This window comes from Pseudoalteromonas sp. SR45-6, from assembly GCF_014163545.1.
GTDB lineage: Bacteria > Pseudomonadota > Gammaproteobacteria > Enterobacterales > Alteromonadaceae > Pseudoalteromonas > Pseudoalteromonas rhizosphaerae.
Map to the genome: position 1 here is coordinate 1 of NZ_JACJDM010000023.1, position 14,231 is coordinate 14,231.

Below are 14,231 nucleotides of genomic sequence, written 5' to 3' on the forward strand. Positions count from 1 at the left end.
GCAGGCTCAGTATTGATAATAACCGTGCAGAGCGAGCTATAAAACCGTTCGTAATAGGGCGAAAAAACTGGTTGTTCTCAAATACCTGCAATGGTGCTCATGCCAGCGCTATACTTTATAGTCTTATTGAAACCGCAAAGGCAAATGACCTTGTGGTGCATGACTATATGTCTACTTGCTTACAGCGCCTTGCTGAGCAGCCAGATAACCTTGAGCCACTGCTACCTTGGAACATTAAGCAAAGCTAGGTGTCGTTAGCTATACGCTTACGTTGTATTTTTCACTTATCATTACAGCCAACTATAATTATCTTCTCGTAGTTTGTAGCTATTTGAAAAAATATTGATTCTCGTCAAACGGTGCTATAAGGAAATAGCCACTCAATACTCTCTATTTAAAACTTCTGTTTTTACAAAAAATGGACTATAGCTATTGTTATATATAGGAAAAGAAAAAACACAATTAACAGTGAGTTCTTATGAGTAATCCCACAAACGATCTCGAAGCGGAGATTGACCAGCTTAAAGTTCAGCTTGCAAACGCTAGAGCTGAAAATATAAAGTATAAGAAGTTGTTTGAAGTATCTGGGGACGCACTATCAATAATCGATCTGAAATCTGGTAAATTCACAGAATGTAACCAAGCTGCAATCAATATGCACGGCGTGGAAAGTAAAGACAACTTTATTAATTTAAAGCCTTCTGATATCTCACCTGAGTATCAACCATGTGGCAGACGTTCAGAGGAAATAGCCGCAGAACACATTGAAAATACTCTGACTAAAGGGCCACAGCTGTTTCAGTGGGTTCACTCTCGATTAGACGGCTCATCTTTTCCATGCCTTGTATCTCTGACTGTATTAAATGTGGATGGTGATGCTTTTATTTTAGCCATAGGTAGAGATATTAGTGAATTAGTTGAGACGCAAAACAAATTGCATAGTGCTTCAACAGACATAGAACGAATTAGCTACGCTTTCAATGAGGAAAAAGAAAAATTTGAACAGTTTTTTAGCTTAGCGCCGGTAGGCATTGCAATTAATAGGTTAGATAATGGTTTATTTGAGTATGTTAACAAGGAACTGAGTCGTTTTAGTGGTTATGACAAAGACGAACTAAATCAAATGGACTATTGGAAGTTGACACCAAAAAAGTACGAAGAACAAGAAAAAGAACAACTAAAATCCCTCTCAGAAACAGGCCGTTACGGACCTTACTATAAAGAATATATTCATAAAAAGGGTTATGAATACCCCGTACAATTGTCGGGCGTTATAATTAAGAGTGCAAATGGCGATGAGCTGATTTGCTCTGTCATCCAAGATACTTCCCATCAGAAACAGATAGAAACCGAATTACAAATAGCAAAAAACCAAGCTGAAACCAGTTCTCTGAGAATGAAATTGGCAAATGAATCAGCTCAAATTGGTGTGTGGGAGTGGGATGTCATTTCGGGAGAATTAATCTGGGATGAATGGATGTACAAGCTGTATGGCATTACAGAGAATTGTTTTTCTGGTGCTTATGAAGCTTGGACTCATAGTCTTCACCCTGATGATATGGAAGAGTCTAACAAACAATTAGAGGATGCCGTATCAGGTTTAGGTGCTTTTAATCCAGAGTTTAGAGTAGTACATCCAAACGGGCAGGTAAGAACAATCAAAGCTAGCGCAGAAGTTATTAGAGATAATGATGGCAACGCTCTAAAAGTCATCGGTGTAAATTACGACATTACAGATAAAATAAATGCGATAAATGAGCTAGAAGTAGCTAAGCAAAAAGCTGAGCAGGCAACCCAAACGAAAAGTGAATTTTTGTCAAATATGAGCCATGAGATACGTACGCCTATGAATGCAATTTTAGGCGGACTGCAGATGGTCAATACTGAGTATCTCGATGCCAAGTCCAAAGTAATGCTTAAAAATGCAGTATCGTCTTCTAAATCGCTGTTAACCATTATCAACGATATTTTGGATTACTCAAAGATAGAGAGCAATAAACTAAGCCTAGAGCAAGAGCCTTTCTCGATTAGCGATATAATTAAATCTGTGAAATTTGAAGTGGACAGCATAGTCAGTAATAAGGGTATTAAACTTGTCAGTAATATTGATGAAAATTTTAATGATCACTGGTTAGGAGACATTGTCCGTGTTAAGCAAATATTACTCAATCTTGTGTCGAATGCTGTTAAGTTTACTGAAAAGGGTAGCGTAAACATTCACTTGAGCGAAACTCTTTACCAAGAAAAGCAGGCTATTAGTCTTGAAGTGGCTGATACAGGAGTTGGAATGAGTGAGGAAGCTCAAGCTCGTATATTTGATCGTTTTTCACAGGCAGACAACTCAACAACACGTAAATTTGGTGGAACTGGGCTGGGTATGTCGATTACCCTCAGTCTTATTCTTATGATGAGAGGCACTATCGATGTAAAAAGCAATGTGGGTAGAGGCACCACTATAAGAGTCATATTACCATTAACTATAACCAATAAGAGTGTCAGCTCTTTCGTACAAAAATCTATGACTCCGCCGCCGTTGAGGGGAAAGAAAATACTGATTGCTGAGGATAACGAAATCAATCAAATTGTCATTCAGTCAATGCTCGAAGGCACTAATGCATCATTAACTATTGTAGTTAACGGTAAACAGGCAGTAGAAGCAGCTAAAGAAAAGGACTTTGATTTGATACTTATGGATATACAAATGCCTGAAATGAATGGTGTTGAAGCAATGAAAAATATCATTAATTTCAATAAGCATATACCGATAATTGCACTAACCGCAAATGTAATGATTGATGACGTTGCTGATTATTTAAGCCAAGGATTTGATGCACATATAGCAAAACCAATTGATATTGCTACCCTATACGGTGTTCTGAGCTCATTTATAAAGTAAGTACTTGCTTTGTTTGTGCTTTATTGCCAGTTCGGCTTCGGCAAATCAACTTCCGCTCATAGCAAAAAGTAGACATAAGTCATTACAAATTATACTTATTAAAAAAGGCGCTTACCGTTATGGTAAGCGCCCTACTATTTTACTGATTACTTATTTTACGATTTTCATTTCGTCTAATAGGTTTTGTGCGTTATCTACTTTATCCATCACCCACAGCATGTAACGTGAATCAACGTGGATTGAACGATTAAGTGCTGGGTTATAATCCCAATCGCCAATAATACTTTCGTACACACCATCAAACAGTAAGCCTACCAGTTCGGCTTTACCGTTAAGTGTTGGTGAACCTGAGTTACCTCCAGTCGTGTCTACGTTTGATAAAAAGTTAACTGGTACGGTATTCATGCCACCGGTGTAATCACCAAATATTTTAGCCTTGATTTGCTGTTGCAGTTTTTCAGGCGCGTTAAATGGATCAACATCGGTGTTTTTTGCAAGTAGCCCTTCAAGTGATGTAAACGGTGTTGCTATCAAACCGTCTTGCGGTGAATAGCCTCCAACAGTGCCATACGTTACACGTAATGTGCTATTCGCATCTGCATACACAGGTTTATTTTGTGCTTCATTAAACGCTATGATAGCACTCATTAACTGTGGACGCGCCGCTTGTAGTTTACCGGCAAGTGCTTTGTCTTTGTCTTCTTCAGCTTTCATTACGGCAAAGATGGCCTTCGCGTATTGCATAAATGCATCTTGGCTTTGTTCAAGTTCAGCAAATGATTGCGTAGATAACGCGATACGAACGTCTTCATTATCTAGCGTTGAATTAGCATACATTTTTGCTAATAGTGCACTGTGCTTGGTTTTATCGAAGCCATTTTCTAATTCAAAAACTTTATCTACTTCTGCAAAACGCTCTTCTTTAGGTAACGCAGCATAAAGCTCTAAAAAATGTAATAAAATGGCTTTATCAACGTTTGCATCAAAACGGCGACTCATGCGCTTTAAACCGGCTTCAAAGCGTGGTAAATCGCGTTCTTGATAGCCAGATTCACGTTCGCTATCAGGTTTTTGTTGCTCATACGCTAAGCGGTATAAGCTACGTGCGGTACTGATCATTTGTGAGCGGTGTACATAGCCAAGCATACGATCACGATCATTGTGCTGTTGCGATTGAGCGACTAGCGCCGACAGTTCATTTAACACTTTACCGTATTGTTTTTTACGCTTACGGTCGCTGTTTATCCACGCAGTGAGATCTTGTTCAAATTGCTTTTTACGTTCATACATAGTGCCTTTATTAAAGCTTTCTATCATTGACCCGTAGTTTTTAATATAGTTATTGTAACCCGCAATAGTGCTTTCATAAGCAATACGCGCTTTGCTGCCATCTTCTGAATTCTCTTCAATTAAAGACACATATTTTGAATTATGCTCGCGTGATTTGGGATAGCTGGTATTAAATACATAATCAACTTCAGCAGCAATGCGGTAACGGTTAGTGCGCCCAGGATAGCCTGCTACCATAACAAAGTCGCCATCTTGGACGCCTTTAGCACTGACGCTTAAATATGAGTCAGGCACATAAGGTACATTGTCTTCGCTAAATTCAGCTGGTTTGCCGTCTTTACCTACATATGCACGATAAAATGAAAAGTCGCCGGTATGGCGCGGCCACATCCAGTTATCGATATCGCCACCGTACTTACCTACGCCCATGGCAGGCGCGTATGCTAAGCGTACATCTTTAATTTCTAGTGATTTGATTAAGTAAAACTCTAGACCACCGTGGAATGAATACACATTACAGCGATAATTATCGTCAGCTTCACATGCTGACACTAATGCTTTTTCGTTTTTCTCTAGCGCGTCGTAGCGCGCTTTGGCGCTGAGTTTTTCAGTGCCTTTTATTACTTTTTTGGTCACGTCGGTAACTGTTTCAGTTACATACACTCTAGAGCCGGGTGCCGCTGGTAAGTCTTCAGCCGGTGTTGTTGCTAAAAAACCATTTTCTAAAATATTGTTCTCTGGTGTTGAGTTATATTGAATCGAACCATAAGCACAGTGATGATTGGTAACCACCAGCCCTTTTGGCGATACAAATGATGCGGTACAGCCACCAAGGCTTATCACTGCATTCATTGGGAACTCGGTTAATTTAGAAATCGATTTTGCATCAATTTCTAATCCTTTGGCTTTCAGAATTGATTCTAGATCAGGAAGTTGGTGTGGTTGCCACATGCCTTCATCAGCAAATGTTGAGCCCGATACTACAATAGCAAGTGATGCTATGAGTGGTTTTAAACGCATTTTTTAATCCTTTTTATTGTTTCTATAACAGGTTACGCGTGCAGCCTTAGCAAGGTCAATATTTCTGCGACAAAATAGCCACACTATTGTGTAACAAAATACTGAAAACAAATATTTCATCGAGCTCTGTTAGCAATAAAAACAACACAACAATGCAATCATTTAGTCATTTTCAATCGTTAGGATTTAAATACTATTAGTAATGCACGGCCTAACTATGACTGCTATTTTTTTGATCAACCTCGCTCGCTCAACCGAGCGATTGGCAAACAGCCAGCGACAATTAACCGCACATGGGCTAAGTTTTGAGCGTATAGATGCAATTGATGGCGCCATGCTCACGCAAGCACAAAAAGAAATTAATTACAGTCCTAGCCTCAATACACAAGAATATCACTACCCGCTCAGTGCTGGGCAGATTGGCTGTTATTTGAGCCATCGCAAAGCGTGGCAAACCATTGTCGATAGAAAACTTGATTACGCAATTGTGCTCGAAGATGACTTTATCTTAGATTCAAGTATCGGTAGTGCAATTAAAAATATTGAGCAATTACCGCTTGCTTGGCAACTTATAAAACTCTCAGCTTATCAAAACCGTACTCGCAAAATCGCCTATCAGATACCGTTGCAGTTTGAGCAACGATTAGTGATCCATAAAAAGTTGATGACAGGATGTTGTGCTACTGCAATCAGTTATCAAGGTGCAAAACAATTATTAGCTGCCACTAAAACGTTTGCTCGCCCTGTTGATTGTGATCTACAACATATTTGGGAAACTCAAGTCGCTGGCTATTCATTACTACCGTATCCATTCTCCCAAGATTGTGAGCAGGTAAGTGATATCAAATCGCGTAGTAATGCGCGCGAAAAGAAATCGTTTTTAGCGCGTAAAGGTCAGCAACTCCGTAGTGCGGTAAACAATCACTTTGCAACGGCGGCATTTATTGCCCAAACTAAGCGTGCTTTACCCACTACTCCTAAATGCAAAAAAGGAGCCGCAGCTCCTTTTTACTCATAACCTAGCATCATTAAATAGTATTTATTTTTTAACGAGGTTTGGGTGCTCTACACCCATCCATGCTTTAAATAATGCCATTTGCTGTGCAGTTGCCTGTTTGTCAGCAACTAGCTTTTTATCTTTATCAAAGCTTTGTGCTAGCGTTATTGTGGTGCTTTGCAGTGCATCACGGCGGATAAAATCAATGGTTACTTTATCCCCTGCTTTAAATGTTTCTAAGCTTGATTTTAAATCTTTACCAACATGCTTTTTGTTAATTGCCACAATTTTGTCATCGCTGGTCAAACCCGCTTGCCATGCAGCGCCATCGCGACGCACATGAGTTAAAGTTAATAACTCACCGGTATTTTTTGCCATCGCATCAACACTGGCAACGGCTTTTGCATCTTTTGGACGCTCTAACATTAAGCCTACTTTTTTAAACAGTGCGTCAAAATCAATATCTGCTGGTGCATCAACATTATTTGCCCACCACTGGCTGTAATCGCGGCCCGTTAACTGTTTTAAAATAGTTTTCACGTCAGTTGCAGTAAAGCCATGCGGCATTTTATATTGATTGTAAAGTGCACGATGAATATCACGGTAGCTTTGCTTACCTTGGCTGTTCTCAAGTAAATCAATATCAAGGGCCATCGAAATCAATGAACCTTCTGAGTAAATATTAGTACTGTAGTTACGAGCATGGTCACCACCTTGATTTATCCATTTATCAAAACTGGTTTCGGTGGCGCTTTGTACCTCACGCCCAGGCGATGATAAATGACGGTTGACGGTTTTCGTTAACACGTTTAAAAATTCATCCGTCGTGGCAATCCCTGAGCGCACCATTAAATGATCTTCAAAATAACTGGTTGAACCTTCCGCTATCCATAATAGTTTATCGTAATTAATATGCGTGTAATCGTAAGGAACTAAACCTTCAGGTCTATATGCTTTTACGTTCCAAGTATGGATAAATTCATGTGCTGCGGTGCTAATAAATGCAAGATAGTCTTCACGCGAGCCAAAACGGTCACGCGGACGCTGAATAATCGTTGAGTTTAAATGCTCGGTGGCACCACCTGCCCCTGAGGTTGCATGTACCATAAATACATAACGTTGGTACGGGTAAGCATCCCAAATAATATTGCCTGTTGCTACCAGCTTCTTAAGATCTTCAAGCATTTGCTCAACATCATAGTTGCCCTTGCCCCAGATCACTAATTCATAATCGCGGCCATCTACGGCAAATTTATGGAGTTCATTAATACCCGTTTCAATCGGCGAATCAACTAATACATCGTAATCTGCGGCTTTAAAGCTATGTTTTGAGCCTGCATTATCCATACCCGATACTGAGCGCCATGCTTTCGGTACATCTAGCTTAACCGTCACTGGCTCTTGACGAAATGATTCACTAAACATAAAAAAGCCTGATGCATCTATAAATGCGTGGCTATCATCAATATGGCGCGCACGTTTACCTAACTCATTAGCATACACTTGATAATCAATTTTAACTTCTGTTGGTTTATCTAAATGTACCCGCCATGTACTGGCATCAATTTTTTCCCATTTTAATGCTTTACCATTATCGCCTGTTGCTTCAAAAAAACGCACACCGTTTGCAAGGTTCAAAATTTCGTAACGACCTGTTCGCCAAGCTGGCAACTTTACATCTAAATGTGCTTGTGCCGTTTGTGGAAATTCTACGCTAACGTTGCCTAAATGATGTTCAGGTTGAGTAACAGCAAGTGAATAATTAACATCGGCCCATGCCGAGTGAGATAAAGCGGCTAATACCGATAATGCTAAAAACTTTTTCATAGAGGCTCTTAATTCATATATCAAGTGATTTTATTATGCGTGAGCCTAACAATGATGATAGAAAATGTGAATTAAAAGCGATAAATACACGTGCAGATAGGTTCGATGAATAAAAATCATCAACAAATGCTAAGTTTTTGACTTACTGACTACATTTGTGCAATTTTTGTTGTAAACTTACAACCATGTAAGATTTAATCAATGGCGGTAACTATTAGTGTCACAACAGCTCGAAGTTTTAAATAAAAAACTTAAACAAGCCATTGATACTCGTATGGTAGTTGAACATGCACGTAAGCATCAAGTAGACACATTGACACACTTTGCAGCTAAGTTATCGTTAAGCTGTAAAGGTATGGACATTGAACTTGATAATCGCTTAGCTAAGTTTCGTAGTGCGCTGGCTAAAGGGGTCGATTTTGAATTATTCGCGCCACAGATCGATGAAATTCTTACACTGCTAAAAAATCAAGAAGCACAACAGGCCACACATCAGCGTGAACTTCATAACAGTGTGCTCGATGCTGGCAAGTTACTGCAGAAAACCAAAGGGTTACCAGATGATGCACGCAGAACATTGCGTCATTTACTGGATCATGAACTGAATAATGTGCAATCGACGCGGGATTTCATTCCACTCCTTAATCGTTTAGTGACGATTTATCATCAAGCCTTACAAGTAAAACTGACTATTCCTGAATGCCAGCAAACTGCTGTGCAACCTAATTTAGCAAAAGAGTTACTCAATTTAGCTAATGATTTAGTATTTGAAGATGAAGCTGCAGATCAAGTAAAAACCATCAAAAATAATATCTCTGAAACCGATTCAGTGGATGATTTATTGACCTCTGCAATCGATATTATTCGCATCATTGCCAACAATATCAGTAAAGAGCGTCAATCTGCACAAAGCTTTTTAGTGTCATTGAACCAAACGCTTGAAGAATTACACCACTCAATTGTTTCTACAAGTAAACATTCAGAAGCAATGGGGGCTGAATTTACTGCATTAAATAAGCGCATTGAAGATAAAATTAACAATCTGACAGCACAAACCCAAAATGCTACTTCAATTTCATCATTAAAAGCCTTAGTTGATAACGAATTAAAATCGTTAAGTGAAGACTTAATTGAAAAAGAGCGCCTCGAGCAGCAAGATCGCGATATGTTGCTAAACAGTTTTCAAGAGATCAATCAACGCATTGGCAGCCTTGAAACTAAATTATCTAAATATAAAAAACGCCTGCATGAGCAACGTTTTAAAAGTTTGCTTGATGGCCTTACCAAACTGCCAAACCGAGCCGCATTTGACGAACGCTTTCATCACGAATTTCATTTGTTTGCAGTACAAGAATCCGATGTCACCTTAGTGGTGATTGATGTTGATCACTTTAAGTCTATCAACGATAAATATGGTCACAGCGCGGGGGATAAAACGTTACAAGTGATTGCCAAAGCGCTGCAAATGTCAATTCGTAAATCTGATTTCATAGCCCGCTATGGCGGTGAAGAATTTGTTTTATTAATGCCAGGTATGCCCTTAGAGCATGCCAAAAAACCTCTTGAAAAACTAAGAAAAGCGGTGAAAGGGATTCCGTTTAAGTTCAGAGATAAACAAGTAGAGATAACAGTTTCCGTCGGTGCCACGCAGTTTAAAAAAGGTGATACCCCATTGGGCGCTTTTGACCGCGCCGATGATGCTCTCTACAAAGCAAAAAATACCGGTCGTGATCGCTTGTGTATCAATAAATAACAGCGACCGACCTAGTGCTTTTTATAGCAAGGAGAACGCCTATGTTAATACAGTTAAACCCGACAGGTGTGTTAGATTTACTGTCGCAGCTCGAAGTTGATTTATTAGAGCAATCGTCTACCAGTGAGCGTTATAAATTATTTAGAAACTGTGCGCTAGCTGTTCTCAATGTTGGCAGTCATACTGACTCCAGCTCAGAGATTTACAATAAATATCAAGATTTTGATATTCGCTTATTAAGCCGTGAGCGAGGCATAAAAATTGAACTACTCAATCCTCCGACTACGGCTTTTGTTGATGGTGAAATAATCACTGGGATCCACGAACATATTTTCTCTGTTATTCGTGATATTTTATTTATTTGTCAAAAATACGAAAAAGATTTAACCGAACAAAAAGCCATTACTCATATGGTTTTTGATATGTTGCGAAATGCCGCAGCGCTTCGCGTTAATAGCGATCCAAGTATGATTGTCTGCTGGGGTGGTCATTCCATTAATGAAAACGAATATAAATACACTAAACAAGTAGGTTATGAGCTTGGTTTACGTGGCTTAAATATTTGTACTGGCTGTGGCCCCGGTGCAATGAAAGGTCCAATGAAAGGTGCAACCATTGGACATGCAAAACAACGCAACACCAATAACCGTTATTTGGGCTTAACAGAGCCAAGTATTATTGCCGCAGAGCCACCAAATCCGATCGTCAATGAACTGGTTATTTTACCAGATATTGAAAAGCGCCTTGAAGCCTTTGTACGCACCGCCCACGCTATAATTATTTTCCCTGGCGGCGCTGGCACTGCTGAAGAGTTATTGTATTTACTAGGCATTTTACTTCACCCTGATAATGCCAAACAGTCGTTACCGGTTATTTTAACTGGGCCGAAAGAAAGTGAAAATTACTTTAGCGAATTATGCCAGTTCATTGAAATGACGTTAGGTAAGGAGGCGCTTGATAAATTTGAAGTTATTATTGATAACCCAGAATTAGTTGGGATCAAACTCAAATCTGCAATGGCAAATGTGCGTGATTACCGCAAGAGTCAGGGCGATGCATATTACTTTAACTGGACGTTAAAAATTGAAAATGAATTTCAGCAACCTTTCGCGCCAACTCATGCCAATATGGCTGGGCTTGATTTACATTTAGACCAAGAAAAACAATTACTAGCCGCTAATTTGCGCCGTGCATTTTCAGGTATTGTTGCTGGGAATGTTAAAGACGAAGGCATACAAGCCATTAAACAACATGGCCGGTTTATCATTAGCGGTGAGCCGACTTTAATGAAAGCCATGGACAAACTGCTGCAAGCATTTGTTGAGCAAGGAAGGATGAAGCTCCCAGGCAGTCAATATGTTCCATGTTATGAAGTCAAAGCATAAGGGTTAATGTATTCGTGTCAGGTCAGTTACTTTTAATCGATGCGCTTAATTTAATTAGGCGCATTTATGCAGTTGATAGTAATCAAAACAAAGGCAGTGATGAGCAAATGATAAATACCTGCTGCGCGCGGGTAGCTCACGCTTGTGAAAAACTTATAAAGATCACCCAAGCAACGCATGCTATTGCTGTATTTGATGGTGATAAAAGCTGGCGGTATCATTATTACGCTCAATATAAAAGCAGCCGTGCCCCCATGCCTGAAACTCTGAAAAATTCATTAGATAAATTTAAACAGGCGATTGAGCAAACGGGTATTGTGGTGTTTGCCCCAGTAAATGATGAAGCTGATGATATTATCGCGACATTAGCCGATAAAGTGGCGCAAAATCAGTTGCATAGTACAATTATCTCCACTGATAAAGGGTTTTTACCTAGCTTAAATAATTATATTAATGTGTATGATTATTTTAAAAAAGAATATTTAGATCATCACTCTATCGTACAACGTTTTGGTGTTGAGCAAGCTCGATTAATTGATTTTTGGGCAATGGCTGGTGATAAAACCAATGATATTCCGGGTATTAAGGGAATTGGTACTAAAACAGCACAAGAGATTATTAGTAAGCACGCAGATATAACATTGGCGGTAGAGGATGAAACGCTCTCTACAGCAGTTCGTAAAAAGTTAGCGACAGGAATGGCTGACTATATTACCTCTAAACATTTGGTTGGTTTACGTACAGATATTAACTTAGGCTTTAGTTTAAAGCAGTTAAGGCTCAATTAATCGCATTCACGTAGCACTGGATTTGAACTATGCGTATACTAAATTTAAGTCTCAGCGTAAGAGTGCACAATGTTTAAGAAGGTTTTTCGCTATCTCATATTAGGTTTGGGTGTATACGCCTTGATCGCTACTTTGGTCATTACTTTTTATAAAGATGATCCACAGGCGATGATCTGGCAAGACCGAGAAGCGTTCAATAAACGTTATATCGCTAAATTAAGTGTCGAAACACCGACTAACTTAAACACAGTTTTAGAGTATTTAGGCAGTCCTGATCTAACATTCGCGAAACGTGATAAAGAGGAAGTATGGCAAATTATTTTTTACCGTACTCAACATATCAAATCAGATGGGATCACGACTATGGATGAGTGTACTGGTTTACTGTTTAAAAATGGCGAATTGATTTTGTGGGGCCCAAGTGCATTTGATGCATTTGAGCAACGCGGGTAATTAATTACTTATGGATGCACTCTGCGCACAAGATCTTGCCAGCCTATTTGAAAAAACTCACCAAATATTAAGGCGTTATAATAATAAAAGTCAGTGGCCACAAATTTATCCGCTGTTGACACAACTAGCTGAGCAATATTATAAACTCTATGATTCACATCCAAATGCACTACAAGCCCAGCTTACTCTATATGCAGAAACACAAGGTTATACAACCAACTTAGTGGTCAATCAATGTGTCATTGTCGCCGCATTTTGTCGCAGTTTAAGTTACGACAGTAAAATCAGCCAATTGCTTATTTGTGTGTGTTTAACTAACTATTTATGTGTGCAAACACAAACTAATAAGCTGGCCCTGCGCCAACCTCTTACCCAACAAGAAAAAAAGCAATGGCAGTCGCGTCATCAGCTAGCAGTAAAATTACTGCAATCAGCTAACGTTCCCACTGACCATATTGCGTGTATTTTAGCGCGCTTAAATAAGTATAAGCAGGCCTTGCTAAGCACGCCAAAAATCATGATCTATGATGGACCAACGACGTTAGTTGCGTTAGCAAATATTATTGCGATGAACATTACCTATCGTACCCAAAATGATCATATTGATATCTATAAGGCAGTGGCTGATATTTATATCCGTACTCCTAACCTGTTTGCCCAACAAGCATTAAAAGCATTAATCGGTCATTTTGGCCCTTACCTGCCAGGCTCTTTAGTTAATTATAGCGATCAGCAGCTCACTTATATTGGTAAAAACCACCAGCAACGGGATTTATTAATTGCATTGCATGAGCAGCAAAAAACCAAATGGTATAGCGTTAAGGCAAAGCTAGAATCACATTCAAAACAACGCCCAAGTAAAGACAAGCGATTATTGTTTAGCGTATGGTTCAATGAGCACATAGCCCCCCCTGTTGAAATTGTAAACTTTGAAAAACAACAATTACTGATGCTGATAAGCCAAGTTAAAATACAACAAGAATACTCATACAGTGCCCTTGCTAAATTACTCAACAATCATCCAGCGACAATTGAGTTACTTCGTGAAGCAGTGAAGCCTTATAATAAAGAGCACCTAGCAGGCAAAGATTTACGCCATTGTTTATCAATGGTCGGCTTATACAATGCACCAGCGATCATTCAACGGGTGCTCTTTGAGCAATTAGTAAACTACCAAGCACATCCATTAATGCAACATATACAATTACGCTTACAGGCAATAATAAGTTTATTAAACCAGCTGGTAAGTCGTGATCAACACAACCAGTTCGAGCACCTCGCTTTGCCTATTTATGGTTACGTTAATTATTTGATTGAATACTGTAGCACCACAATTAGCCGTAAGACAGTGTATGAACACTCACCTAAAAGTGATGTAAGTATGCCGTTTGCGTGGCTATTTGGTGTCACGATTCATGATAGTGGGCATTTATCGGCTTATTTACTTGAATTGCTTGGTGACAATCCATGGACACAAGCGCTCTTAGATGCAGAGCAGCAAAAAAAACAACACTTATCTGCAGAGGCACAATTATGGGTTGCAATAAAACTCGTCGTTATTAAGGTGTATCAACCCAACGTAATACAAAGTAGTTGGCAAACACACACTTTTGAGCAAGTGTTAAAACGCTTAGATTGGCAGTCCAGCGAGGATTTTTATGCACAGCTACCAAGCCTAGGTTTAAGCAATAGCGTATGAATATTTATTAGACATAGTGACTAATTTAGTGCGTTTTCGTGGGTTTTACTGGCAAAAAGTTGAATAAATTGCTATAAAAGCCGCTTGTATTTTCAAACTCATTCACGTAAATAATCTAACAAG

At 39.3% G+C, this 14,231-nt stretch carries 10 protein-coding genes; 8 read left to right on the forward strand and 2 right to left on the reverse strand.

Annotated features, from left to right (window positions below):
* Both H5158_RS11420 and H5158_RS11425 read left to right on the forward strand, forming a co-directional pair.
* Positions 1-248, forward strand: a 248-nt coding sequence (locus tag H5158_RS11420) for a transposase (protein WP_182740050.1), incomplete at its 5' end; no start/stop codon positions are given.
* 230 nt (positions 249-478) lie between these two features.
* Positions 479-2,896 (forward strand): PAS domain S-box protein, encoded by a 2,418-nt coding sequence (locus tag H5158_RS11425; RefSeq protein WP_182740051.1) that lies wholly within the window; start codon positions 479-481, stop codon positions 2,894-2,896.
* Between the two features lie 150 nt (positions 2,897-3,046).
* Here the strand turns inward: H5158_RS11425 and H5158_RS11430 are convergent, their stop codons facing one another.
* Entirely contained in the window at positions 3,047-5,206 is a 2,160-nt protein-coding gene (locus tag H5158_RS11430; protein ID WP_182718666.1) for a S46 family peptidase, read from the reverse strand.
* 217 nt (positions 5,207-5,423) lie between these two features.
* Here H5158_RS11430 and H5158_RS11435 point away from each other — a divergent pair, with 217 nt between their 5' ends.
* Positions 5,424-6,224, forward strand: coding sequence for a glycosyltransferase family 25 protein (locus H5158_RS11435; RefSeq protein ID WP_182718665.1), 801 nt, complete (start codon positions 5,424-5,426; stop codon positions 6,222-6,224).
* A gap of 21 nt (positions 6,225-6,245) precedes the next feature.
* On the opposite strand, the gene H5158_RS11440 is transcribed toward H5158_RS11435, so the two are convergent.
* Entirely contained in the window at positions 6,246-8,030 is a 1,785-nt protein-coding gene (locus H5158_RS11440) for a M61 family metallopeptidase (RefSeq protein ID WP_182718664.1), read from the reverse strand.
* Positions 8,031-8,247: 217 nt separating this feature from the next.
* Between H5158_RS11440 and H5158_RS11445 the strand changes: the two genes are divergently transcribed.
* From H5158_RS11445 to H5158_RS11465, 5 genes are all read left to right on the forward strand, one after another.
* The gene (locus H5158_RS11445; RefSeq protein WP_404687826.1) at positions 8,248-9,783 is read left to right on the forward strand and encodes a diguanylate cyclase; all 1,536 of its coding nucleotides are present in this window, start codon (positions 8,248-8,250) and stop codon (positions 9,781-9,783) included.
* Between the two features lie 41 nt (positions 9,784-9,824).
* On the forward strand, positions 9,825-11,168 hold the full coding sequence (ppnN, locus tag H5158_RS11450) for a nucleotide 5'-monophosphate nucleosidase PpnN (RefSeq protein ID WP_149980187.1): 1,344 nt from the start codon (positions 9,825-9,827) through the stop codon (positions 11,166-11,168).
* A gap of 14 nt (positions 11,169-11,182) precedes the next feature.
* Positions 11,183-11,956, forward strand: a complete 774-nt coding sequence (gene xni / locus H5158_RS11455) for a flap endonuclease Xni (protein WP_182740052.1) — start codon at positions 11,183-11,185, stop codon at positions 11,954-11,956.
* A 69-nt stretch (positions 11,957-12,025) separates the two neighbouring features.
* Entirely contained in the window at positions 12,026-12,409 is a 384-nt protein-coding gene (locus tag H5158_RS11460) for a DUF3192 domain-containing protein (RefSeq protein WP_149980185.1), read from the forward strand.
* A 10-nt stretch (positions 12,410-12,419) separates the two neighbouring features.
* The gene (locus tag H5158_RS11465; RefSeq protein WP_182740053.1) at positions 12,420-14,108 is read left to right on the forward strand and encodes a hypothetical protein; all 1,689 of its coding nucleotides are present in this window, start codon (positions 12,420-12,422) and stop codon (positions 14,106-14,108) included.
* Positions 14,109-14,231 lie beyond the last annotated feature (123 nt).